We start from the raw sequence: 24,348 nt of genomic DNA, 5'->3' as shown, positions 1-24,348 counted from the left end.
TGAGCAGGGACTTGGGCCTGCCGGGTGTCGAGGACAACAGAGAGTGGGACAGCCTGGAGCGTCATAGCTGGCCCTGTTCAAGGAGTTGGACTTCGAGGTCGGCGATGCGCTTCTCGGCGAAGCGGATGTTGGAGCGGGCTCCTTCGAGTAGTTCCTGAAGGGCTCGGTGTTCCTGGGACAGCTGCTGGACGCGGCGCTTGAGGGTGGTGTTCTCAGTGGTGATCCGTTGGACGGATTCTCCGGGAACAATCTGTTCGAAGTCTCTGAGCTGGCCCATCAGCTCCCCGATCCGCTGCCGTTGAGCGAGGATCTCGTTGTGGGAGAGGGTCAGTTGCTCCTCGGCGTTGAGCGCCCGTTCCCGCCACGATGCCTCGATGCGCTCGTGCTCGTCCTGGGTGACTCGGTCGTGGCGGCTTTTACTGTCGGTCACGGCGGCCTGGACGAGGCCGCGGGCGTCGGTGTTCTCGTAGAGGAACGTGGCGGAGACGCCTGCGCCTTGGGCGATCGCGCGGACGGCGAGTCGGCCGCGCTCGCGGCGGAGCTGGCCGATGGCCTTCTCGACGCGGACGAGTTTGTCCTGGGTCTGGCGTCGGCGGGCGGCCGTCGCCGCTGCGGTTTGATCGGGGGCGGAGGTCATGACGCCTCCGTGACATCGTCTTCGTGGAGGGAGTCCATCTGGAAGTGAGCGTGCCCGGGCATGCCGACCGGGCCACGGTTCGCCGTGGCCCGACCACGGGATCGGGCCGCCTGTGTCAGGTACGGATCGGCTCGGCCGCCTGCACCGTTTCCGGCGTCCGGTCCCGCGCGACCGTGTGGGCGCCGTCGTCGGTGCGGGCGAAGTCTTCCGGGGTGAGCGGCGCGTCGGCGGGCCGGTCGGGGCGCGGCAGCGCGGTGGGCGGGTCGGCGCCCATGCGTTCGCAGGTCAGGGCGGAGACGAGGACCGCGTCGTCCACGGCGGCGGCCAGGCAGCCGGCCGTAGCGGCGGCGAGGCTGTGCGGGGTGTGCAGCCCGCTGCGGAGCAGGGCGCCGATCAGGCCCGCGGTGAAGGCGTCGCCTGCGCCGACGGTGTCCACCACGGCAACTTTTCGGCCAGGGCGACTGAAGCCTTCCGCGCCGGCGTGGAAGGCGTGGGCTCCGTCGGGGCCGTCGGTGATCACGACCAGGAGCGGGCCGAGCTCCAGCCAGCGGGCGGCGATCCGCTCGACCGGGGCGTTCGGGTAGAGCCACTCCACGTCCTCGCGGCTGGCCTTGACGATGTGGGCCACACCGACGCTGCGCTCGACGGCGTGCCGTCCGCGCTCCTGGTCGCCCAGCAGGGCCGGTCGGATGTTGGGGTCGTAGCTGATCAGCGTCCTGCCGCCCGCCCGCAGCCGCTCGGCGGCGGCGTGGATGTGCTCGGCGCCCGGTGGGGTCCAGGACGCGACGGACCCGAAGTGCAGCACGCCGGTACCCGCGGGAACGCGGGCGGTCTCCGCCTCGGTCCACTGCCAGTCCGCCGTGCCGTCCCGATAGAAGTCGTAACTGGCCCGTCCCTGTGGGTCCATGGAGACGACGGCCAGTGTGGTCGGTTCGGCGGTGTCCGGGGAGCAGGTCAGGTCGATGCCCTCGGCCACGGCGTGGGCGCGCAGCATCCGGCCGAAGGCGTTGTCGGCCAGCCGTGCCATGAGAGCGGTGCCGTGGCCCAGCCGGGCGAGACCGACGGCGACGTTGAACGGGCTGCCGCCCGGGTGGGCGCGGTAGTCGCCGGGCGCCTCCAGCTGGACCATGTCGACGAGGGCCTCGCCGATCACGGTCGCGGCCGGTCCCCGGCCGGTGCTGTGTGTCGCCTCAGTCATGATGTCCTCCGGCTCGGATCTCGCCGGAGCCCCGCTCGATCAGACGGGTCGGCACGGTGATGGTGGTGGCGGCCGACTCGTCGCCGTCCAGCCTGCGGAAGAGCATCTCGGCGGCCGTCTTGCCCACCTGCTCGATGTTCTGGGCGATGACGGAGATCCCCGGGCTGAGGATGTCGGCCAGGGGGAAGTCGTCGAAGCCCACATGGGCGACCGAGTGCTGCAGGCCCAGGGCGCGCAGCGCGCGGACGGCGCCGATGGTGACCAGGTTCTGACTGGTGAACAGCGCTGTCGGCGGGTCCGGCAGCGACAGGACGCGCCTGGTCGCGTCGATGGCGGCCTCCTCGCTGGCCCCGGTGTGGTGCACGAGTTCGTCGTCGTACGCGATGTGCGCGACTTCCAGGGCGTGCCGGTAGCCGTCGAAGCGCTGGGCCGCGGTGGAGATGGTCGCCCGGTCGCCGAGGTAGGCGATGCGGCGGTGGCCGGCCTTCAGCAGGTGGTCGACGGCGGTGACCGCGCCCTGCCGGTTGTCGGAGACGACGGCGTCCGCGTCGAGCAGGCTGGGCTCGCGGTCGACGAAGACCATGCAGGTGCCCGAGCGCTGTTCGCTGATCAGGTAACTGTGGTCGCGGCCGGCCGGCACGATCACCAGCCCGTCGACCCGGCGGTCGATCAGGGCCTGCGCCAACTCCCGTTCCCTGGCCGGGTCCTCGTCCAGGCTGCCGACCAGCACCAGACTTCCGCGCTCGCGGGCCACGTTCTCCACGGTGCGGGTCAGGGCCGCCGAGAAGGGGTTGGCCGCGTCCTCGACGAGCATCCCGATCGTGGCCGTACGGCCGTCCCCCCGGCGCAGACTGCTGGCGGTGAGGTTGGGCCGGTAGCCCAGTTTGTCGGCCGCCTCGCGGACTCGGGCGACGATCGCCGGATCGACGGTGGGGACGCCGTTGAACACGCGAGAGACCGTCTTGATGGCCACGCCGGCCAACGCGGCCACCTCACGCATGGTGGGGCGGCTGCGAGGGGTCCGGGGCGGCGCCTCACCCTGAGTCATCGTTGTCTCCAACCAATTCCGCGTTACCTACTCGTTGCCCACGCATGTCTATCAGCGTCTTGACGGGCTCGTCCATACAGGCCCAGTATCTCGGCCAGTCAACGTTGTCTCAGCGTCGACCACGGGACGGCTCCGAAAGGGATCAAGCCATGAACTTCTCCACCAGCCAGGCCTCGAGCCTTCGCAGTCGGCGCGTCCGGGCGGCAGCCGTCGGCATCACCGTGTGCCTCGGCGTCACCCTCACCGCCTGCGGTTCCTCGGACTCGAGCAGTTCCGCGTCCGGGTCGGGCGGGGGCGGCAAGGTGGGCGTCTCGCTGATCCTCAAGACGCTCACCAACCCCTACTTCGTGAGCATGGAGAAGGACGCCAAGACCCAGGCCGCCAAGGACAACGTGAGCCTCACCGTGGCGGCGGGCACCACCGACGGCGACACCCAGACGCAGATCACGGCCATCGACAACGCCATCTCCCGCGGCGACAAGGGCATCCTGATCACCACCAACGGCGACGCGGTGAACGCCGCGCTCAAGCGCGCCAAGCAGGCCGGCCTGTTCGTCATCGCCCTGGACACCGCGCCCAACCCGCCCAGCGTCGCCGACATCACCTACGCCACCGACAACGAGCAGGCCGGCAAGCTCGACGGCCAGTACGCGGCGGCGGCCCTGAACGGCAAGCCCGCGGTCATCGCCATGCTCGACCTGTTCAACAACCAGGTCGTCTCCGTCGACATCGACCGGGACCACGGCTTCCTGGAGGGCATGGGCATCGACCCGGGCAGCAAGACGGAGAACGGCAAGGAAGCCAAGTCCGGCAAGTACACCGGCGGCAAGGGCGGCACGTACAAGATCGTCTGCCACCAGCCCACCCAGGGCGCCATCGACGGCGGACGCACCGCGATGGAGAACTGCCTGTCGTCCAACCCGGACATCAACGTCGTCTACGCGATCAACGAGCCCGCCGGCGAGGGCGCCTACAACGCCCTGAAGGCGGCCGGCAAGGAGAAGAACGTCGCGATCTACGCGATCGACGGCAGCTGTTCCGGGCTGAAGAACGTCACCAGCGGCAAGTTCGCGGCCGACGCCGTGCAGTACCCCGGCAAGATGGCCGCCCTCGGCGTCAGCTCCATCGCCAAGCTGGCCCGCGGCGGCAGCAAGCCCAGCGTGACCAACGGCAAGTCGTTCTACGACACCGGCACCGCGCTGGTCGCCGCCAAGGCCCTCGACGGTGTGACCGTCCAGTCCCCGTCGCAGGCCGCGTCCGCCTGCTGGGGCAGCTGATCCCCTCCGAGCCGGTGCGCCGCCGGTCCCCGACCCCCGGCGGCGCACCCGCACTCCACGAGCCCCGCGCCCGAACGAAGGCCCGGCGCCCGAACGAAGGCCCGCACGAGGAAAATCCGGAAGGACCCCCTGTGACCACCCACGTGGACAGTCAAGCCACACCGGCACCGGCGGAGGAGTTCCTCAACCGGCCCGCCACCCCGGCCCAGCGCATCCACTCCGTGCTGCACCGTCAGCCGGCCCTCAGCCCGGCGATCGTCCTGGTACTCGCCGCGATCGTGTTCTCCCTGGTCAACGACCGCTTCTACGCCCTGCAGAACCTGTCGCTGGTGGCCCAGCAGGTCGCTGTCATCGGCTCGCTCGCCGTCGGCCAGACCGTCATCATCCTCACCGCCGGCATCGACCTGTCCATCGGCGCGGTCATGGTGCTCGCCTCGCTGCTGATGTCGAAGCTCGTCGCCGACAACCACTGGCCGGGTGTGACGGCCCTGCTCGCCGGAGCGGTCGTCGCCATCGCCGCCCAGGCCGTCAACGGACTGCTGGTCACCAAGATCAAGCTGCCGCCGTTCATCGTCACCCTCGGCACGCTGAGCGTCTTCACGGCGATCACGCTCATCTACGCCAAGGGGCAGACCGTCTCCCTGCAGCCGGGCAACATCCTGATGTGGAGCGGCGAGACGATCTCCATCGGCCAGCTGAACCTGACCTACGGCGTCCTGCTCATGATCGCCCTGTATGTCGTGATCGGCTACGCCCTGCGCTACACCGCCTGGGGCCGGCACCTGTATGCGGTGGGAGACGACATCGAGGCCGCCCGACTGGCCGGCATCTCGGTCAACCGGGTCCTGCTGAGCGCCTACGTGGTCGGCGGCTTCGCCATCGCCGTCGGTGCCTGGATCCTGGTCGGCCGGGTCGGCGGCGGCGACCCCAACAGCGGCCTCAACGCCAACCTGCAGTCCATCACCGCCGTCGTCATCGGCGGAACCAGCCTCTTCGGCGGACGCGGCGTGGTGGTCGGCTCACTGATCGGCGCGCTCATCGTCCAGGTCTTCGTCAACGGCCTCGCACTGGCCGGCATCGACCCCAACTACCAAGTCCTCGCGGTCGGCATCCTGGTGATCGCGGCCGTCTCCGTCGACCAGTGGATCCGGAGCGTGAAGTCGTGACCACCACCGCCCCCGTCCTCGAAGCCAAGGGCCTCGTCAAGGTCTTCGGCAGGGTCGTCGGTCTCAACGACGTCGACCTCACCCTCTACCCCGGCGAGGTCCTCGCCGTCATCGGCGACAACGGCGCCGGCAAGTCCACCCTGATCAAATGCCTGTCCGGAGCCCTCGTTCCCGACCAGGGCAGCATCCTCGTGGACGGCAAGGAGGTCAGCTTCAAGCGCCCGCAGGACGCCCGCGACGCCGGCATCGAGACCGTCTACCAGACCCTCGCCGTCGCCCCGGCCCTGGACATCGCCAGCAACCTGTTCCTCGCCCGCGAGATCCGCCGCAAGGGCGTGCTCGGTTCGGTGTTCCGCATGCTCGACACCGGCGAGATGAAGAAGCAGGCGGCCGACCACATCAAACGACTCGGCATCAGCACCCTGCAGAACATCAACCAGGCCGTGGAGACCCTCTCCGGAGGCCAGCGCCAGTCGGTGGCCGTCGCCCGCGCGGGCGCCTTCGGCGGCCGGGTCGTCATCCTCGACGAACCCACCGCCGCCCTCGGCGTCCGGGAGACCGGCCAGGTCCTCAAACTCGTCCGCGACCTGCGCGACCAGGGCCTCGGCGTCATCCTCATCAGCCACAACATGCCCAACGTCTTCGACGTCGCCGACCGCATCCACATCCAGCGCCTCGGCGGCTGCGCCGGCGTCATCACCCCGCAGTCCCACTCCATGGAGGACGCGGTCGCCATCATGACCGGGGCCAAGAAGCTCATGCCGAAGGCTGGTTGAGAGCCACGGCGGATGGCCTCCACGTAGTGCACCTGACGCCGTCGACGACAGTTCGACGGCGTCAGGCAGCGCTCCCGTCCCGGTCAACTGCCCGCGCTTCCCACCGCGGGCATCGGACAGCCACACCGCACACCACGCAAGGACACGCCATCGTGACGAAGACCCTGTACGCCGAGTTCACCGCCCGCAAGGGGGCCGAGGACGAGGTCGCCGGCCTACTGCGGGACTACACCCGGAAGGTGCGCGAGGAAGAAGGCAACCTCGCCTTCGAGGCGTACACCAAGGCATCCGACCCACGCGCCTTCTGGATCTTCGAGGTGTACCAGGACGAGGACGCCTTCCAGACCCACCTCAAGGCTCCCTACGGCACCCCGTTCAACGCCGCCCTCGCTCCGCTGATCGAGGAGGACGCGTCAGTACTGACCTTCATCGACCCCATCGGCTGACCGGCCCGGCTCAAAGCCGGAAGCGTCCGCGTGTCCTGTGCAGACCCCTTGACCACGCCTGAGCGCGGGCCTTAACGTTCCGGCGTTTGCAGGTGATTGAAACGATTCAATCACCTCCGGTCACCACATCCTGGGGTCGCACTCATGCAGCAACGCCCGACGCAGCACGGCGGATTGTCCCGGCGGGCCGTCCTGGCCACCGGACTGGCCGCGGGAGCCGGTCTCGCCCTCGGGGCCGTGTCGCCCGCCGCGGCCCTGCCGTCCGCGGGGGGCACCGCCGACTGGTTCGCGCAGCCGCCCCGCTCCGTGCGGCCCAGGTTCCGGTGGTGGTGGCCGGACGGTCTGGTGGACCCGGACGAGATCACCCGCGAGATCGACCAGATCGCCGACGCCGGCTTCGGCGGAGTGGAGATCGCGGCCGTCCACCACAGCGTCAAGGACAAGTCGGTGCTCGACCCCGCCCACCACGGCTGGGGCAGCCGGCCCTGGCTCGACGGCGTCGAGGCGGCGCTGCGCCGGGCGGCGAGACGCGGTCTCGGCGTCGACCTCACGCTCGGCCCGAGCTGGCCCGTCGCGGTGCCGGGGCTCGCCCCGGACGACGAGGCCGCCGCTCAGGAACTGGCCTACGGCCGCGCCTCCCTGTCCGCCGGAACCACCTACCAGGGCCCCGTCCCGCCCCCGGCGCACGCACCCGCCTCCGGCGTCTCGAACCAGCGGTTGCTCGCCGTCCAGGCGGCCCGGGTCGAGGCGGCGAACTCCACCCGCAAGGAGACCGGCCTCGACCTCGCGAGCGTCCGCGACCTCACCCACACCGTCACCGGCACCACCCTGACCTGGACCGCGCCCGAGGACGGGGACTGGGTCCTGGTCTCCTACTGGCAGCGCGGCACGGGGCAGCAGCCCGAGTCCGGCCCCCACTCCTTGCCCGCCGCCCACGTCGTCGACCACTTCAGCCCGGCCGGCACCGCCGCGGTCACCGGCCACTGGGACGAGATGCTGACGCCCTCGCTGCGGCTCCTGTTGCGGGCCGCGGGCGGAGCGTTCTTCGAGGACTCCGTCGAGCTCGAGACCGACGCCCTCGTCTGGACCACCCTGCTGCCCCAGGCCTTCGAGCAGCACACCGGACGCCCGCTGCTGCCGTACCTCCCGGCCCTCGTCCTCGACAAGGGCAACACGGTCTTCGCCTTCGAGGCACAGCTCACCCGGCAGATCAGACACGACTTCTGGGAGACCGTCTCCGGCCTCTTCAACCGCCACCATCTCGGCGCCCTGCGCACCTGGGCGCACACGCTCGGGATGAAGCTGCGCGCCCAGCCGTACGGGCTGCAGACGGACGCCATCGCGTCGGCCGCGCTCCTCGACATCCCCGAGGGCGAATCGCTCGGCTTCAAGAACCTGGACGACTTCCGCTGTCTGGCGGGCGGGCGCGACATGGCCGGGCGGACCGTGCTGTCCTGCGAGGCGGGCGCCTACAACGGCTCGGCGTACAGCACGACCTGGGACCGGTTCCTGCGCACCATGGGCGGCGCGTACGCGGCCGGGGTCAACCAGACCGTCGTGCACGGCTTCTCCTACGCCACCGCCCCCCAGGCCGCCTGGCCGGGATTCGCCGCCTTCAGCCCCTACAACGGCGCCCCCGGCTACGGCGAGTCCTGGGGACCCCGGCAGCCCACCTGGCGGCACGCCGAGGACATCTCCGGCTACCTCGGCCGGGTGCACCGGGTGCTCCAGACCGGCACCGCCCGCGCGGACGTCGCCGTCTTCCGGCAGACCGGGTACACCGCCACCGGAATCGGGGCCTCCTGGTTCACCGCGACCGGCGTCCCGCTCGGCTGGACGCACCAGTTCCTGAGCGGGCCCCTGCTGGACCTGCCGAGCGCCACCGTCTCCGGCGGCCGGCTCGCCCCGGACGGCCCCGCCTACAAGGCACTGTTCGTCGAGGGCGACTTCTTCTACGGCTCCACGCCCACGCTCGCCCTGGACGACGCCGGCAGGATACTCAGGCTGGCGCAAGCCGGGCTGCCCGTCGTGCTGTTCGGCGCCTTCGACCAAGCCCTGACACCCGGAGTGCCCGCCGAGGGCGAGACCGACCGGCTGCGCGCCGTCCTCTCCCGGCTGCTCGCCCTGCCCAACGTCACCAGGGTCACCGACAAGAGCGCCGTCGGCGACGCCCTCGCCGGCCTCGGCGTGACCCCGGACGTCCGCCACGCCACCTCCTCCACGCTGCTCAACGCCCACCGCGCCACTGGCGAGGCGGACTTCTACTACTTCTGCGACGGCAAGCACGCCGAGACCGTGAAGCCGCCGGTGGCCCCGATCGACCACGACGTCACCCTGCGCCGGACCCGGGGAGGGGCGACGGTGCCGTACCTCCTCGACGCGTGGACGGGGCGGATCGCGCGCATCGCCCGCTACACGGAGGACGGCGACGGCGTCACCGTTCGGGTGACGCTCCAGCCGGGTGAGTCGATGATCGTCGCGCTGGGCCGGCCGGGACTGTTCGGCGACCGGCACGGCGCCCGCCCGCACGCCCTGACCTCCGAGGCCGACGAGGTGGTCTTCACCGAGCGCGGCCTCGCGGTGCGCGTCGGCGCGGCGGGAACGTACACCACCCGTCTGTCCGACGGCCGTACGGTGACCAGGACGTTCCCGGCCGTGCCCGCGCCGCCCGCGACCGGCCCCTGGCACCTGGACGTCGAGGACTGGCGGCCCGGATCCGACCCGACGCGGACCGAACTCGTCCGGCACACCCTGACCCTGGACACCCTCACACCCTGGTCCCGGATACCCGAACTCGCCGACGCGGCGGGCATCGGCCGCTACCGGACGACGGTCACGCTGCCCCCGGAGTGGACCTCCGCGTACGGCGCGACCCTCGATCTGGGGCAGGTGAGCGACACCTGCCGGGTCACCGTCAACGGACACCGCCTGCCGGCCCTCGACCGGCTGCATTCCGTCGCCGACGTCGGCGCCTTCCTGAGGCCCGGCGACAACACCGTCGAGGTCGAGGTGGCGACCCCGCTGATCAACCGCCTCCGCGTCACCCAGCCGTCCGTCTTCGGCACGACGGCCCGTCAGGACCACGGCCTGACCGGTCCGGTCCGGCTGACGCCGTACGCTCAGGCGGTCGTCGCCTGACGGGAATGCCGTCGGGGCTGACGGCTCCGTCAGTGTCGCCGACGGCGGCAACGACCCTGCGGGGCGCACCGATTCGCCGGTGCGCCCCGCCGCGCGTCCGGCTAGACGGTGATCGCCAGCTCCGCGTCCGAGAACGCCGAGTACGCCGGATTGACGTCGCTCTCGCCGCCCCGGCCGTCGCAGCCGCGATCCGGGTTGTAGAGCAGATAGGTGCCGGAGGAGCAGCTGATCCACATCTCGGCGTCACCGCCGAGCACCAGGTTGCCGGAGAGGTTCGCGCCGCCCTGGACGATGGCGTTGTCCTTGACGACCACGTTCCCGCCCACCGTGGCACCGGAGTTCACCCAGGCCAGACCCTCGATCCGGGCGTTGCCGGTGACGGTCGAGGCACCGAACACCGCGGCGCGCGGACCGACGTACACACTGGCGGCGACGTTGGCACGGTTGTCGACCCAGCCGCCGCCGTTGGAGTGCCAGTGTCCGCCGCCGGTCGCGGCCGGCTTCTGGTAGCCGGGTTCGTAGCCGGAGGGGGTGGCGCCGCTGATCCGGAACTCGTACGGATAGCGGTAGTTCTTGGTGTAGCCGTCGAGGAACGCGTAGTGGTGGACGGTGCTCGGCGTGCCCGTGACGACCAGGTAGACGTCCTTCTCACCGGGCTGGGTCTGGAAGGTGAGCTGTCCGTCGGCGCTGCTGGAGACGGCCCCGTAGCGCGGGGTGCCGTTCTTGACGGCGACGAACCCGTACGACCATCCGGAGCCCGCCGCCGCGTTGACGTGCCCCTTGAAGTGCAGCTTGATCAGGGCGCCGTCGCTCGAGGGCACCAGCTTGATCTTGTTGTAGCCGTAGTCGGAGGGTGCGAGGGCGTCCGGCACCGCGTAGTGGCCCGCGGACTGGTTGACGGCGTTGACCGGGATGCCGTTGTAGGCGTTGATGAAGCCCGCGCCGTACACGTTGTTGATGAACGGCATGAAGTGACCGCGGTTGGAGTAGTCGTACGTCACCTGGTGCTGGGCGTACTCGGCGATCCGCGTGTTGAGCTGGGCCTGCGTGAGGTTGTTGGTCCGCCGGTACGTCTCGAGCGGGTGCTCGTTGCTCCTCGCCTGGTTCCAGATGTCGTTGAAGGTCTTGAGGCCGCCGTACTTGTCGACGAGGTACTGCACCAGCATCCAGTTGCCGTAGTGGTGGCGGCTGGACGAGTAGGCGAGGTTCTCCGTGCGCAGGAACCGGGTCAGGTCGCCCGCGCCGCCGTCGGGGTAGACCTGCATGGCCATGTACTCGGCGCTGGTCTCCCAGAACGTCCCGGCCGACGCGTCGGTCAGGCCGGCGCCCCCGCCCTTGCCGAGGAAGGTGTAGTTCTGGAAGACGTGGCCGAGCTCGTGGGCCAGGCCCCAGGAGCCGGGCTGCGCGGCGCCTGGCGCGATGTTGATGACGCCCACCTTGCCGTCGGCCGAGCCGCCGGTCGCCCAGGCGTCCAGGGCGGTGCGGTTCCAGGTCCGCGTGACGATCACGTCGATCTTGTACTGGGCCAGCAGGCCCGTCTCCGGCGTGAACTTCATCGTGTTCACGTAGAAGGAGTACAGGTTCTCCAGCTGGCTGAGGATGTTGTCCGGGTCGAACCGGTAGTCCCCGGAGGCGTTCTTCGGGTCGGTGCCGGACTTCTCGCCCCACAGCAGGACGAAGTTCGCCGACTCCTTGGTGCGGTTCTGCGCCCAGGGGACCTCACCGGTGGCGGCCCAACTCGGCGGGATGTAGACGCTCTTGGCCGCCGCCGTGCTCGTGCTCGCGCTCAGGGCAACGGCCTGGCGTGCCACGGGGACGACACCCAGGGCCGAGCTCAGTGCCCAGACCGCCAGTGCGACACACAGGCGACGGGCGCATAACCGTAGGGCGTGTGCGGTGACTGTCATGTGCGGCTCTCCGTTCGACGAATCGGATCGACTGATTCCCCCCGCCGAGCCGCGCCATGATGTCATGGGAGCGCTCCCATTACCAGACAACTGGCGTCTCGTTCGGCCCTGTTGACACCACCGGTCAATTCTCTAGCGTGGATGGCCGCACAGCCTGTCGCACAACGTCCGATATTTCGATCGAAGTTGGGGTGGGACGCCCCGACTCGTGTCTTCGGCATGCGGAGGTCCTTGTGAACCCACCTCTCGGCAGACGGTCCTTCCTCGCGGCGACCGCGACCGCCACGACAGCGGCCCTGGCCATGAGACCCGACGGCCCGGCGTACGCCGCCCCGGCGGCCGCCCCTTCCCGGGTGCAGCCCTTTCCGCTCACCGCGGTGACCCTGCTGGACGGCCCGTTCCGCGACAACCAGCGCCGCAACACCGCCTATCTGCGCTTCGTCGACATCGACCGGCTGCTGCACACCTTCCGGCTCAACGTCGGCCTGCCCAGCACCGCCCAGGCCTGCGGCGGCTGGGAGGCCCCGGCCGTCGAACTGCGCGGCCACTCCACCGGCCATCTGCTCTCCGGCCTCGCGCTGACCTACGCGAGCACCGGCGACACCGCGGTACGGGACAAGGGCCGCCGGCTGGTCGGCGCGCTCGCCGAGTGCCAGGCCGCCTCGCCTGCCGCGGGTTACGGCAAGGGCTATCTGTCGGCCTTCCCCGAGAGCTTCTTCGACCGTCTCGAAGCCGGCACGGGCGTGTGGGCGCCGTACTACACCCTGCACAAGATCATGGCGGGGCTCGTCGACCAGTACCGCCTGACCGGGAACCAGCAGGCCCTCGACGTGGTCCTGCGGCAGGGCGCGTGGGTGGACGCCCGGACGGCGAAACTGTCGTACGCCCAGACGCAGCGGGTGCTGGAGACGGAGTTCGGCGGCATGAACGACGTGCTCGCCGATCTGCACGCCCTGACCGGCGACACGAAATGGCTCGCAGTCGCCGAACGCTTCACCCACGCCCGCGTGTTCGACCCGCTGGCCCGCAACGAGGACGCCCTCGCCGGGCTGCACGCCAACACGCAGATCCCGAAGATGGTCGGTGCCGTGCGGCTGTGGGAGGAGGGGCTCGCGGACCGCTACCGCACGATCGGCGAGAACTTCTGGCAGATCGTCACCGACCACCACACCTACGTCATCGGCGGCAACAGCAACGGCGAGGCCTTCCACGAACCGGACGTCATCGCGGGCCAGTTGTCCAACGGCACCTGCGAGAACTGCAACAGCTACAACATGCTCAAGCTGACCCGGCTGCTGCACCTGCACGCCCCGGACCGCGCCGACCTCCTCGACTACTACGAGCGCACCCTGTTCAACCAGATGCTCGGCGAACAGGACCCCGACTCGGCGCACGGCTTCAACATCTACTACACCGGCCTCGGGCCGGGCTCCTTCAAACAGCAGCCGTCGTTCATGGGCACCGACCCGGACGCCTACTCCACCGACTACGACAACTTCTCCTGCGACCACGGCACCGGCATGGAGACGCAGGCGAAGTTCGCCGACACCATCTACACCCACGACGAGAACCGTCTGCTGGTCAACCTGTTCATCCCCTCCGAGGTCACATGGCGGGAGAAGGGCGTCACCTGGCGGCAGACCACCCGGCTGCCCGACCAGGCCTCCACCACGCTCACCGTCACCGCCGGAGGCGCCGAGCACCAACTGCTGGTGCGCATCCCCTCGTGGGCGCAGGGCGCGCAGGTCAGGCTCAACGGCCGTACGCTGCCCGACCGTCCGAAGGCCGGCGGCCGGCTCGTCCTGGACCGCGTCTGGCGCGCCGGCGACCGCGTCGAGATCACGCTGCCCCCGCGCACCAGGGTGGAGGCGACCCCCGACGACCCGGACGTCAAGGCCGTCCTGCACGGGCCCGTCGTCCTGGCAGGAGCCTACGGCGACCGGACCAACCCGTGGATGCCCCGCCTCGACACCGCGACCGTCCGGCAGACGTCGAGCGATCCGCTGAGGTTCACCGCCGACGCCGACGGTCAGAGCGTCACCCTGCTGCCCATCGCCCGGGTCCACCACCAGCACTACAACGTCTACTGGCTCACCGGCCAACCCCCGTCCCCGCCACCGGAGTTCGCAGCCTGGCACCGCTTCGACGAGACCACCGGCACGACCGCAGCCGATGCCACCGGCAACGGCAGAGCCGCCCGCCTCGCCGGCAACGCCGCCTGGACCGCCGGCCACATCGGCGGCGCGGTCGCCCTGGACGGGACCGACGCCCATGTGGTCCTCGCCGAGGACCTGCTGGCCGGGGCCTTTGCGTACTCGGTCGCCACGTGGGTGAGGCTCGACGGCCAACCCGAGTACTGGACCCGGGTCTTCGACTTCGGCACCGGCGTCACCGCCAACATGTTCCTCACCCCGCGCAGCGATGCCGGGACCCTCCGGTACGCGATCACCGCGGGCGGCGGCGGAGCCGAACAGCGCATCGACGCCGATCCGCTGCCGACCGACCGCTGGGTGCACGTGGCCGTCACCTACAGCGGGGGCACGGCCGTGCTCTACGTCGACGCGGCGGAGGTCGGCCGCAACACACGGGTGACCGTCGAGCCGCGGTACTTCGGCAACCACATCCGGGCCGCCTACGTCGGCAGGTCCCAGTACGCCGACCCGTACCTGAAGGCCTCCGTCGACGACTTCCGCGTTTACGGCAGGGCCCTGACGGCCGACGAGGTCGCGGCGCTGGCACGGGCCTGAACAACAGGGGCGTGTGATCCTCACTGAGAATCTCCTATGAATCCGAGGGGTGATTGAACGGACGGGCCCCGCGGTCCGTATGAGGCGGGGGATTTCCATGCCTGACCGCCATGACGTAGGAGAACTCTCGTGGGACGCAGCACTCGCAGACGCCCGACAGGCCCACGCCGCGCGACGTTCGCGGCCTTCGCGCTGATCCTGGGCGGCGGCGGGCTCGTCGCGGCCAACGTCTACGCCTCCGCCACCGAGGGCGGTTCGGGCGGGGAACAGGCCACCACGCGCAGCGCCATGTCCGGCACGATCGACTGCCCGGACGTCGGCAGCAAGCTGACGCAGGTCCCCGACCAGGCACGGCCGGACGTCGACCAGCAACTGGCCGTGCTGGACCAGCAGATCGCGGAGGCCTACCAGCGGCTGCAGGCGGCGACCCCGGAACAGCGGCAGGACAGCGGGTTCACCGACGGCACCGTGATGAACCCGCTGAAGGAGAAGCGGACCGAGACCATCGGGCGGATCACCGACGCCATCGACAACGCCGGTGACCGCCCCTCCGGTCTCGACGACCTCGCCGGCTGCTCCCTGCGCACCTGGAACCAGCAGGACGGCGGGCAGAACGCGAGCAGCAGCCCGCAGAACGGCCAGAACCAGGGTCAGGGCCAAGGTCAGGGCCAAGGTCAGGATCAGGATCAGGATCAGGGGCAGAACCAGGGCAACCAGCAGTCCGGGAACGGCGGTCAGGCCGGCAACGGTCCGGTCGCCGCGGACTACCAGGACATCAACACCGTCCAGCCCAACGCCCCGGCGCCCGACCTGAACTCCTTCGCCTCCAAGGGCACCTTCACCACCAGTTGCGGCGTCAACGCCAACGGGCTGCGCAACTCGGACAACGTGATCGTCGCCCCGGGCGTCACCAACGGCGCCCACCACTTCCACGACTACGTCGGCAACCAGTCCAACAACGCCTTCGCCAGCGACGACGACCTCGCGAAGGCGAACACCAGCTGTGAGAACCAGGGCGACAAGTCCACGTACTACTGGCCGGTGCTGCGGCTGCAGAACGGCACCCAGGACAAGGACGCGAACTCGCCCGGTGGCGGCATCGAGGGCAACGCCGGTCAGATCGTCACGCCCAAGCAGGTCACGATGACCTTCATCGGCAGCCCGCGCGGCCAGGTCACGGAAATGCCGCGGCTGCTGCGCATCATCACCGGTGACGCGAAGGCCTTCGTCAACGGCCCGGCCAACGCCAACGCCTCCTGGAGCTGCACCGGGTTCGAGGACCGACAGCTCAAGGACAAGTACCCGCTGTGCCCGCAGGGCAGTGACGTGGTGCGCACCTTCCGCTTCCAGAGCTGCTGGGACGGCCGCAACATCGACAGCGCCAACCACCGCACCCACGTGGCCTTCGCCGACGCCTCCGGCAACTGCGGGAACGGTTTCAAGGCGATCCCCCAGCTGGTGCAGCGCATCGTCTACGACGTCAAGGCGCCCAGCCTCCAGGACGGCGGCCGTACGACACCGCTGTTCGCGGTGGACTCCTTCCCCGAGCAGCTGCACAAGCCGGTCACCGACCACGGCGACTTCATCAACGTCTTCGACGAGAACCTGATGAAGGAGATGGTGTCCTGCATCAACGGCGGCCGTCAGTGCGGCTCGGGCACCGGTGAGGACCCGGGCGGCGACGGGGGAGCGACCCAGCAGCCGAGCGAGCAGCCGAGCGAGCAGCCGAGCGAGCAGCCGACGGGGCAGCCCGGCGGACAGCAGAGTCAGGAGCCGCCGGCCGAGCCGACGCAGACCGTCACCACCCCGCCCGCCGGTGGCGACCAGGGCAACGGCGGCGGCAAGGGCGACCAGGGCGGCGGGTCCTCCTCCGGTGCCGGGAACAACGGCAACCAGGGTTCCGGCTCCGGCGACAACGGCAACTCCGGTTCCGGAGCGGGTGGGCAGCAGACGCAGCCCGCGACCACCGCACCGCGGACCCAGCCGGCGAACGACGACCAGCCGACCATCTCCAGCACGTCGGAACCCAAGGTCTACGCGAAGCCCTCGCCCTCCCGCAGCGCCGCGGCCGCCCCGGCCGACGGCGGCGGCAACGCCGGTGACGGCACCGCCCAGCCCCAGGCCACCGGCGGCAACGTACCGATCGCCGCGAACCAGACCGAGCCGCAGGCCGTCCAGGGCGGCAACCTCGCCGAGACCGGCACCTCGCTGTGGCCCGCCGCGGCCGGCACCGTGCTGCTGATCGGCGGCCTGATCCTGCTGGCCCGCTCCAAGCGCAGCTTCCTGCGCTGACCTCGCGGGGCGTACGGACCGGCCACCGGCTCCTTGCGCCCCGCCCCGGCGCGGTGTCGCCTTGCGCGAGGCGGGTACGCGACGGCAGGGTGCCGCTGTGCCCACCTTGCTGATCGTGCATCACACGCCCTCGCCCAACTGCCAGACGCTGCTGGAAGCCGTCGTCTCCGGTGCCACCGCGCCGGAGATCGAGGGCGTCGACGTGGTCCGCCGCCCCGCGCTGTCGGCCTCGGCGTCCGACGTGCTCGCGGCCGACGCGTATCTGCTGGGCACCCCGGCCAACATCGGGTACATGTCAGGGGCCCTCAAGCACTTCTTCGACCAGATCTACTACCCGTGCCTGGACGCCACCCAGGGCCGCCCCTTCGGCTACTACGTGCACGGCGGCAGCGACGTCACCGGCGCCGTGCGCGGTATCGACGCGATCACCACCGGCCTCGGCTGGCGCCGTACCGCCCAGCCCGTCACGGTCACCGGCGAGCCCCGCAAGGCGGACGTCGAGGCGTGCTGGGAACTGGGCGCGACGCTCGCCGCCGGACTCCTGGACTGATCACTTCCTCTTTTCCCGTGCGCCGAATTTGAGACAGCCTGGCCCGTGGAAAGGTATGGACTATTGTCGAGTTCCGCGCTTTTCGCAGGCCGTGCGCCACGGACCTGCCGCGCTCGGGCTTGCGAATGAGCCAGTTGCCGAAAATTTTTCGCCTGTACGGTTGATGGTTCAATCGCCGCGCTGCAATACTCCGCTTCCGATCTCACCGACTCCCTGACCGCCTGGTGGAGTCCGGAACGCGGGAATTCCGGATTCACGAACGCCTCACAAGTCCGCGCGGAGAGCGATTCCGTATGCCCATGGTGTCGAGAAACTATGAAGAATTCGAGCAGCCGCAGACAATATCCGGTGCGACTGAATTCCAGGCGCTGCGCCGGGTCCGTCGGCGAACCGGACTGCGGCTGACCCTGGTCGCCGTCGGGGGCTTTCTGCTGTACGTCCTGCTGTCGTCCTTCACGCCGGGCCTCATGAACAGCTCCGTGGCCGGCCATCTGACCCTCGGCCTGGCCCTGGGGCTCGGGCAGTTCGTCCTGATGGCCGTCATCGCCCGCCGTCACGTCGTGCACATGCGCACGCACGTCGACCCGGTCGTTCGCGGCCTGGGCCACCGACTGCGCCGGCTTCCGGGTGAGAACCGGCAGCGCCCCACCGGCTCCACGACCGCCCACCGCACGCAGGGACACCGCACATGGTGACCGCCGCCGGCGTGGGCGACCGGTTCAGCCTGCAACTGACGTTCCTGCTCTTCCTGGCCGTCGTCGTCGTGACCCTGTTCACCGCCCTGCTGACCGCCCCGCAGCGCGACGAGATCGGTGAGTTCTACCTCGGCAACCGCACCATGAGCCCGCTGCGCAACGGACTGGCGATGTGCGGCGACTACATCTCGGCCGCCACCCTCCTCGGCAGCACCGGCCTGGTCGCCCTCAACGGCTACGACGGACTCCTCTACCTCGGCGGCACCGCGGTCGCCTGGATGACGGTCCTGCTGCTGATCGCCGAACCCCTGCACAACGCGGGCAGGTTCACCCTCGGCGACACCATCGCCCTGCGGCTGCCGCAGGGCCAACGACCGGTCCGCCTCGCCCTCGCGATCTGCACCCTGGCCGTCACCACCCTCTACCTGGTCGCCCAACTCGTCGGCAGCGTCGCCCTGCTGACCCAGTTCACCGGCGAACCCAGCGCCCTCACCCGCACCCTGTGCGTGGTGGTGATCGGCACCATCGTCATCGTGTACGCCGCGATCGGCGGCATGCCCGGCGCCACGTTCATCCAGGTCGTCAAGGCCGTCATGGTCATCTCCGGCGTCACGGTCACCGCGGTGATGGTGCTCCACCACTACCACTGGAACGTCGACGCCCTGCTCGGCGCCGCCGCCGACCACAGCGGCCTGGGCACCCGGTTCCTGGAGCCCGGACTGCGCTACGGCGGCAGCACCACCAGCAAACTCGACTTCTTCAGCCTCGAACTGGCCATCGTGCTGGGCCTCGCCGCGCTCCCGCACGTCATGATGCGCCTGCTCGCCCCGCGCGGCGTCAACGTGCTGCGCTCCTCCGTCGTCTGGGCGATCGGCCTCGTCGGGCTGGTCTGTCTGCTCGCGGGCGTCCTCGGCCTGGGCGCGACGGCCGTGGTCGGCCGGGAGACCATCGCGGGCACCGACCGCAAGGGCGACGCCGCCGTGCTGCTGCTCGCACACGCCCTCGGCGGCGGCGTACTCACCGCCCTGCTGACCTGCCTGGCCTTCGTCACCCTGCTGGCCGTCGCCTCCGGACTCACCCTCGCCGCCGCCTCCTCCCTCGCCCACGACCTCTACGGCGAGGTCGTCCGCAAGGGCCGGGCCAAGGAGACCGAGGAACTCCTGGTGGCCAGACTCGCAGCCGTCGTCATCGGCGTCCTCGGCATGCTCCTGGCGCTGGTGTCCTGGGGCGCGAACACCGCGACCCTGGCCTTCCTCGCCTTCGCCATCGCCGCCTCCGCCATCCTGCCCACCCTGGTCTACACCCTGTTCTGGCGGGGCCTCACCGCCACCGGCGCCCAGCTCAGCATCTACGGCGGCCTGCTCTGCTCCGTCCTCCTGGTCGTCTTCTCGCCCGTGGTCTCCTCCACCCCGGCCTCCCTCTACCCGGACGCCGACTTCGCCTGGTTCCCGCTGCAGAACCCCGGCATCGTCTCCATCCCGGTCGGCTTCCTCCTGGGCTGGCTCGGCTCACTCCTGAGCGGACGCCAGGAGACCGAGGCGTACGACGAGTTCGAGGTGCGCACCCTCGTCGGCGCCGACCAGAGCTGACGGCCGCGGCGGCCCGGCGGAGGGACTCCGCCGGGTCGCCGCGGTTGCGCCGTATGCAGCAGCCCGGGGCGCTCCCGCCGCCGGCGCGGGGAAAGGTGGGCCTGTCGACCGAGCCCTCCCGGAGCCCTCATGCCCTTGTCCCAGCCCCGCACCCGCCGACTCCGACTGCGCGCGGCCTGCGTCGCCGCGCTCTGCCTGGCCGCACTGACCCCGGCCACCGCGAGCACCGCCGCCACCCCCGGCCCACGGGACACCGACCTGCGCCGGCAGCTCGAGGCCCTGGTGCACACCCCGGGCGGCCCGCCCGGCGCCATCGCGGTTCTCCACGAGGACGGTCGCCGGCGTGTCGTGAGCGCCGGAGTCGCCGACCTCGCCACCCGCCGCGAGCCCCGGATCGACGACCACATGCGCATCGCCAGCGTGGCCAAGGCGTTCAGCGGCGCGGTCGCTCTCACCCTCGTCGACCGCCACGCCCTCCGCCTGGACGACACCATCGGCCGCAGGCTGCCCCAACTCCCCAGAGCATGGCGCAAGGTGACGCTACGCCAACTGCTGAACCACACCAGCGGCCTGCCCGACTACTCGGCCGACCCCGACTTCCTGCGGATCATCACGGCCGACCCGCACCACCGCTTCGACCCCCATCACCTGCTCGACTTCGTGGCCGACGAGCCCCTGCTGTTCCGCCCCGGCAGCCGGTACCACTACTCCAACTCCGACAACATCGCCGTCGCCCTGATGGCGGAGGCGGTCACCGGGACGCCGTACGAGCAACTGCTGCGCGAGCTCGTCTACCGGCCGCTGCACCTGCGCGACACCAGCCTGCCCCAGGGCTACCGCATGCCCCGGCCCTACCTGCACGGCTACGCCGTGGCCCCGCCCGCGCCCCCGGAGGACGTCAGCGAACTCTTCAGCGCCTCCGCCTCTTGGGCCTCGGGAGGCATCGTCTCCACGCCCGCCGACCTGACCCGCTTCATCCGCGGCTATGTGGGCGGCGCGCTCTTCGGGCCGGACGTCGTGCAACAGCAACGGCGCTGGATCCCCGGGGCGTCCGAGCCCGCGGGCCCGGGCCGCAACTCCGCCGGACTGGCCCTGTTCCGCTACGAGACCCGGTGCGGTGTCGTGCTGGGGCACACCGGAAACACGGCCGGCTACACCCAGCTGGCCGCCGCGACCCCCGACGGCCGCCGGTCGCTGACCTTCTCCGTCACCTCCCAGATCACCGACTCCACCAATCCGCGGCTGCTGCAACGCCTGCGCACCGTCCAGGAGAACTTCGTGTGCGCGCTGATGGGGCGGCCCGGACACTGACCCGCCCTCGCTTGCCGCCCCCTGACAAGGGAAGATGGGGGCGTCAAGCGTTTGGTCAACCGATGTGGAGGAGCGGGCACATGCAGCACGAGCGAGCGGGTCAGCAGGCGGGCCCCGAGGACCTCGTCGACGTCGCCCGGCTGGTCACCGCGTACTACGCGCTGCACCCCGACCCGGCCGACCCGGGCCAGCGGGTGGCGTTCGGTACCTCCGGGCACCGCGGGTCGTCCCTGGCGACCGCGTTCAACGACGACCACATCGCCGCCACCAGCCAGGCGATCTGCGAGTACCGGGCCCGGCAGGGCACCGACGGGCCCCTCTTCCTCGGCGCCGACAGCCACGCGCTGTCCGAGCCGGCGCAGGTCACCGCCCTCGAGGTGTTCGCGGCCAACGGCGTGACGGTGCTCATCGACAGCGCCGACGGCTACACGCCCACCCCGGCGGTCTCGCACGCCATTCTCACCCACAACCGCGGCCGCACCTCCGGTCTCGCCGACGGCGTCGTGGTCACGCCCTCCCACAACCCGCCCGCCGACGGAGGCTTCAAGTACAACCCGCCGAGCGGGGGACCGGCCGGCTCGGAGGCCACGTCCTGGATCCAGGACCGGGCCAACGAGATCATCGCGGGCGGCCTGAAGGACGTACGGCGCGTCACCTACGCCCGCGCGCTCGCCGCCGAGACCACCCGCCGCCACGACTACCTCGGCGCGTACGTCGCCGACCTGCCCCATGTGCTGGACCTCGACGCCATCCGCTCCGCCGGCGTCCGTATCGGCGCCGACCCGCTGGGCGGGGCCTCGGTGGCCTACTGGGGCCGGATCGCCGAGCAGCACCGGCTCGACCTGACCGTGGTCAACCCGCTCACCGACCCCACCTGGCGGTTCATGACGCTGGACTGGGACGGCAAGATCCGGATGGACTGCTCCTCGCCGTACGCGATGGCCTCGCTGATCGAGCAGCGGGACCGTTTCACCATCGCCACGGGCAATGACGCCGACTCCGACCGGCACGGCATCGTCACCCCGGACGCCGGCTTGATGAACCCCAACCACTACCTGGCGGCCGCCATCGCCTACCTCTACGGACACCGCGACCAGTGGCCGGCCGACACCGGTATCGGCAAGACCCTGGTGTCGTCGACCATGATCGACCGGGTCGCCGCGGACCTGGGGCGCCGGCTGGTCGAGGTGCCGGTCGGGTTCAAGTGGTTCGTGGACGGGCTCGTCGACGGCTCCATCGGCTTCGGCGGCGAGGAGTCGGCGGGCGCCTCCTTCCTGCGCCGGGACGGCTCGGTGTGGACCACCGACAAGGACGGCATCATCCTGGCGCTGCTCGCCTCGGAGATCACCGCCGTCACCGGCAGGACGCCCTCGGAGCACTACGCGGCCCTGACCGAGCGCTTCGGCACCCCCGCCTACGCCCGCATCGACGCCCCGGCCACCCGTGAGGAGAAGGCGCTGCTGGCGAAGCTCTCGCCGGCCCAGGTCACCGCCGACACCCTGGCCGGCGAACCGGTCACCGGGGTGCTCACCGAGGCGCCGGGCAACGGCGCCGCGATCGGCGGCATCAAGGTCAGCACCGAGAACGCCTGGTTCGCGGCCCGCCCCTCGGGCACCGAGGACGTGTACAAGATCTATGCCGAGTCCTTCCACGGTCCCGACCACCTGCGCCAGGTGCAGGAGGAGGCGAAGGACGTCGTCATGGCCGCCCTGGGCGGCTGATCACCGTGGCGGTGGAGTCAGGCCGGATCTCCGCTCGCCCTGACTCTGTCGTCATCATCCCCTTAAACCTGAAATCGGGGGTTTTGCCCTGAAGGGGCCACGACCCACGGCCCCCGCCGGAGTGATCAATGTCCGGCGACCGACGAGACCGGCCCGTTCGCAGGTCTGTCCCGCATCGAGATCATGATCAAGCTTCAGGCCTTCAACGGGGCGATGGCCCTGACGGCGCTGCTGGATCAGTCCCACAGCGGGTAGGACACCGTCCGTGCGAACCCCTCCGGGCGCCCGTTGGTGTACTGCAGGGTCATCCGGCCGTAGTGCGACAGCTGAGGCCGCTTCTTCCAGGGCCGCGGATGATCCAGCCGTACGACCACGGGGTAGGCGTGGAAGCGGCCCGCCGCGCAGTACGGCTTGCAGTCGTTGACCCAGTTCACGCCCACGGCCCGCGCCGACGCGGTCCCCCAGTGGAACCAACGCAGCGACGTGAGGCGGCTGTTGCCGTCGCCGCAGGCGAGCACGAAGTCGGCCGGCCGGACCTTGGGATGGAAGAGACAGTCCACGAGCACCGGCGCCCTCACGTGCCGGGTGGCCTGAACGGCCGGCACGGACGCCGTACGGGCGGCCGAGGGCGTCCCGGCCGCGGCGGCCAGGGACGCGACGGCACAGAGGGTGACTGCGATGGTGAGTGCGTGACGGCGCATGTCGGCTCCCGGCGCCAGCAGTAGTACTCCATCCGACGCTACGACCGACCGCCGGGTTCCACCACTCCGGCGGAGTAACGAGCCAGCTGCCCCCCGATGTGCGCCGCCGGTGGTGGCGCCGGGGAAGCGGAGTCGGCCTGCCGCAGTTCCGCGAGGAGTTCGTTCTGCCCGGCCAGCAGTTCGGTGAGGATGCGGCGGGCGGCGCGCAGCAGGTCGGCGACGTCACCGCCGGCCAGCGCGTAGCGGACGGTGGAGCCCTCCCGGATGGACACCACGATGCCGGAACGGCGCAGCACGGCCAGCTGCTGGGAGAGGCTGGACGGCTCGATCTCGATGTCGGCGAGCAGGTCCCGCACCGGCACCGGCCCGTGCTGGAGCAGTTCCAGGACCCGGATCCGCACGGGGTGCCCGAGCATGCGGAAGAAGTCCGCCTTGGCCTGGTAGAGGGGGACCTGCATGAGTGCTCGCTCCCTGCCGGGTCGGGTGGGGTGCCGTGGTGCGGCGGCACCCCCGGGGCGCCGCCGCACACGCTCTGTCGCGCCGATCCTTCTCCCCCGGGGCGGCGTGCAGACACGAATTGGGACCATGCTGATGTGGTGACTTGAAGAAGTCTTCACAACATGGGCGCACGGCGACCCGGGAGTTCCGGCCGGTCTAGATCTCCAGCTGTTCCTCGACCCGCTTGAGCTGGTGGCGGGCCATCGCCAGGTTCGAGCGCTCCTTGTCGAGCACGAGGTACAGGAACAGCCCGTTGCCCGTGCGCCCGGTGATCAGCCGGATCAGGTGGTACTGCTTCTCCAGCGTGATCAGGATGTCCTCGATGCGGCTCTTGAGGCCCAGCTGCTCCATCGTGCGCACCTTGGCCCGGATCACGTCCGTGTTGCCGGCCGCGGCGATGGTCAGGTCCAGGTCCTTGCCCCCGCCCAGGGTGCCCAGGGCCATGCCGCTGGTGTAGTCGACGACCGCGGCTCCCACCGATCCCTCGACCGCGGTCATCATCTCCTTCAGCGACACTTCCACACTCGCCATAGCGCCTCCCCTTGTCTGTCGGCTGCGGCGGACCGGCGTTCGCCGTTCCGTCCGATGCACGGACCGTAGGCGCGGCGCGGTTCCCGGGGGCCGGTGTCTTCGGGACTGACGGATGATGGC

At 70.5% G+C, this 24,348-nt stretch carries 19 protein-coding genes and 1 pseudogene; 13 read left to right on the top strand and 7 right to left on the bottom strand.

What is annotated here, in order from left to right:
- Positions 1–61: 61 nt before the first annotated feature.
- From MKW14_RS04965 to MKW14_RS04955, 3 genes are all read right to left on the bottom strand, one after another.
- Positions 62–637, bottom strand: coding sequence for a DUF6262 family protein (locus tag MKW14_RS04965; RefSeq protein WP_240859181.1), 576 nt, complete (start codon positions 635–637; stop codon positions 62–64).
- Between the two features lie 115 nt (positions 638–752).
- Positions 753–1,835 carry a carbohydrate kinase family protein gene (locus tag MKW14_RS04960; protein ID WP_240859179.1) on the bottom strand — a complete coding sequence of 361 codons (1,083 nt, stop codon included), beginning with the start codon at positions 1,833–1,835 and terminating at the stop codon, positions 753–755.
- On the bottom strand, positions 1,828–2,883 hold the full coding sequence (locus tag MKW14_RS04955) for a LacI family DNA-binding transcriptional regulator (protein ID WP_240859177.1): 1,056 nt from the start codon (positions 2,881–2,883) through the stop codon (positions 1,828–1,830). Before MKW14_RS04955 ends, MKW14_RS04960 begins: the two co-directional genes overlap by 8 nt.
- Before the next feature lie 149 nt (positions 2,884–3,032).
- On the opposite strand from MKW14_RS04955, the gene MKW14_RS04950 reads away from it, so the two are divergent.
- The 5 genes from MKW14_RS04950 (at position 3,033) to MKW14_RS04930 (ending at position 9,686) form a co-directional block, all read left to right on the top strand.
- On the top strand, positions 3,033–4,160 hold the full coding sequence (locus tag MKW14_RS04950; RefSeq protein ID WP_240859174.1) for a substrate-binding domain-containing protein: 1,128 nt from the start codon (positions 3,033–3,035) through the stop codon (positions 4,158–4,160).
- A 131-nt stretch (positions 4,161–4,291) separates the two neighbouring features.
- Positions 4,292–5,326, top strand: a complete 1,035-nt coding sequence (locus MKW14_RS04945) for an ABC transporter permease (RefSeq protein ID WP_133043777.1) — start codon at positions 4,292–4,294, stop codon at positions 5,324–5,326.
- Positions 5,323–6,102 (top strand): ATP-binding cassette domain-containing protein, encoded by a 780-nt coding sequence (locus MKW14_RS04940; protein WP_240859172.1) that lies wholly within the window; start codon positions 5,323–5,325, stop codon positions 6,100–6,102. The genes MKW14_RS04945 and MKW14_RS04940 overlap by 4 nt, the downstream gene beginning before the upstream one ends.
- A 152-nt stretch (positions 6,103–6,254) precedes the next feature.
- Positions 6,255–6,548: a putative quinol monooxygenase gene (locus tag MKW14_RS04935; protein ID WP_240859170.1), complete on the top strand. Its 294-nt coding sequence runs from the start codon at positions 6,255–6,257 to the stop codon at positions 6,546–6,548.
- Positions 6,549–6,692: 144 nt separating this feature from the next.
- Positions 6,693–9,686, top strand: a complete 2,994-nt coding sequence (locus MKW14_RS04930; protein WP_240859168.1) for a glycosyl hydrolase — start codon at positions 6,693–6,695, stop codon at positions 9,684–9,686.
- 101 nt (positions 9,687–9,787) lie between these two features.
- Here the strand turns inward: MKW14_RS04930 and MKW14_RS04925 are convergent, their stop codons facing one another.
- Entirely contained in the window at positions 9,788–11,593 is a 1,806-nt protein-coding gene (locus MKW14_RS04925) for a DUF6055 domain-containing protein (protein ID WP_240859166.1), read from the bottom strand.
- Positions 11,594–11,826: 233 nt separating this feature from the next.
- Here MKW14_RS04925 and MKW14_RS04920 point away from each other — a divergent pair, with 233 nt between their 5' ends.
- From MKW14_RS04920 to MKW14_RS41770, 8 genes and pseudogenes are all read left to right on the top strand, one after another.
- Positions 11,827–14,340 (top strand): glycoside hydrolase family 127 protein, encoded by a 2,514-nt coding sequence (locus MKW14_RS04920; RefSeq protein WP_240859164.1) that lies wholly within the window; start codon positions 11,827–11,829, stop codon positions 14,338–14,340.
- A gap of 129 nt (positions 14,341–14,469) precedes the next feature.
- On the top strand, positions 14,470–16,632 hold the full coding sequence (locus MKW14_RS04915; RefSeq protein WP_240859162.1) for a DUF1996 domain-containing protein: 2,163 nt from the start codon (positions 14,470–14,472) through the stop codon (positions 16,630–16,632).
- 97 nt (positions 16,633–16,729) lie between these two features.
- A complete protein-coding gene (locus tag MKW14_RS04910) occupies positions 16,730–17,182 on the top strand; it encodes a flavodoxin family protein (protein WP_240859159.1) in 453 nt (150 codons plus the stop codon).
- A 299-nt stretch (positions 17,183–17,481) separates the two neighbouring features.
- The gene (locus tag MKW14_RS04905) at positions 17,482–17,877 is read left to right on the top strand and encodes a DUF485 domain-containing protein (protein ID WP_240859158.1); all 396 of its coding nucleotides are present in this window, start codon (positions 17,482–17,484) and stop codon (positions 17,875–17,877) included.
- Positions 17,871–19,466 (top strand): sodium/solute symporter, encoded by a 1,596-nt coding sequence (locus tag MKW14_RS04900; RefSeq protein ID WP_240859156.1) that lies wholly within the window; start codon positions 17,871–17,873, stop codon positions 19,464–19,466. The genes MKW14_RS04905 and MKW14_RS04900 overlap by 7 nt, the downstream gene beginning before the upstream one ends.
- A gap of 129 nt (positions 19,467–19,595) precedes the next feature.
- Entirely contained in the window at positions 19,596–20,777 is a 1,182-nt protein-coding gene (locus tag MKW14_RS04895) for a serine hydrolase domain-containing protein (protein ID WP_240859154.1), read from the top strand.
- Between the two features lie 80 nt (positions 20,778–20,857).
- On the top strand, positions 20,858–22,498 hold the full coding sequence (gene pgm, locus MKW14_RS04890; RefSeq protein WP_240859151.1) for a phosphoglucomutase (alpha-D-glucose-1,6-bisphosphate-dependent): 1,641 nt from the start codon (positions 20,858–20,860) through the stop codon (positions 22,496–22,498).
- Positions 22,499–22,633: 135 nt separating this feature from the next.
- A pseudogene (locus MKW14_RS41770) lies at positions 22,634–22,732 on the top strand (MASE1 domain-containing protein); the annotation flags it as partial.
- Between the two features lie 2 nt (positions 22,733–22,734).
- Here MKW14_RS41770 and MKW14_RS04885 read toward each other — a convergent pair.
- The 3 genes from MKW14_RS04885 to MKW14_RS04875 form a co-directional block, all read right to left on the bottom strand.
- Entirely contained in the window at positions 22,735–23,199 is a 465-nt protein-coding gene (locus MKW14_RS04885) for a hypothetical protein (protein ID WP_240859150.1), read from the bottom strand.
- A 38-nt stretch (positions 23,200–23,237) separates the two neighbouring features.
- Positions 23,238–23,657, bottom strand: coding sequence for an ArsR/SmtB family transcription factor (locus MKW14_RS04880; protein WP_240859147.1), 420 nt, complete (start codon positions 23,655–23,657; stop codon positions 23,238–23,240).
- A gap of 196 nt (positions 23,658–23,853) precedes the next feature.
- On the bottom strand, positions 23,854–24,228 hold the full coding sequence (locus MKW14_RS04875; RefSeq protein ID WP_133043789.1) for a roadblock/LC7 domain-containing protein: 375 nt from the start codon (positions 24,226–24,228) through the stop codon (positions 23,854–23,856).
- Positions 24,229–24,348 lie beyond the last annotated feature (120 nt).

Source organism: Streptomyces gilvus (assembly GCF_022513565.1).
Taxonomy (GTDB): domain Bacteria; phylum Actinomycetota; class Actinomycetes; order Streptomycetales; family Streptomycetaceae; genus Streptomyces; species Streptomyces gilvus.
Note: the sequence above shows the minus strand (reverse complement) of the source record. Positions and strands in the feature narration are given on the sequence as shown.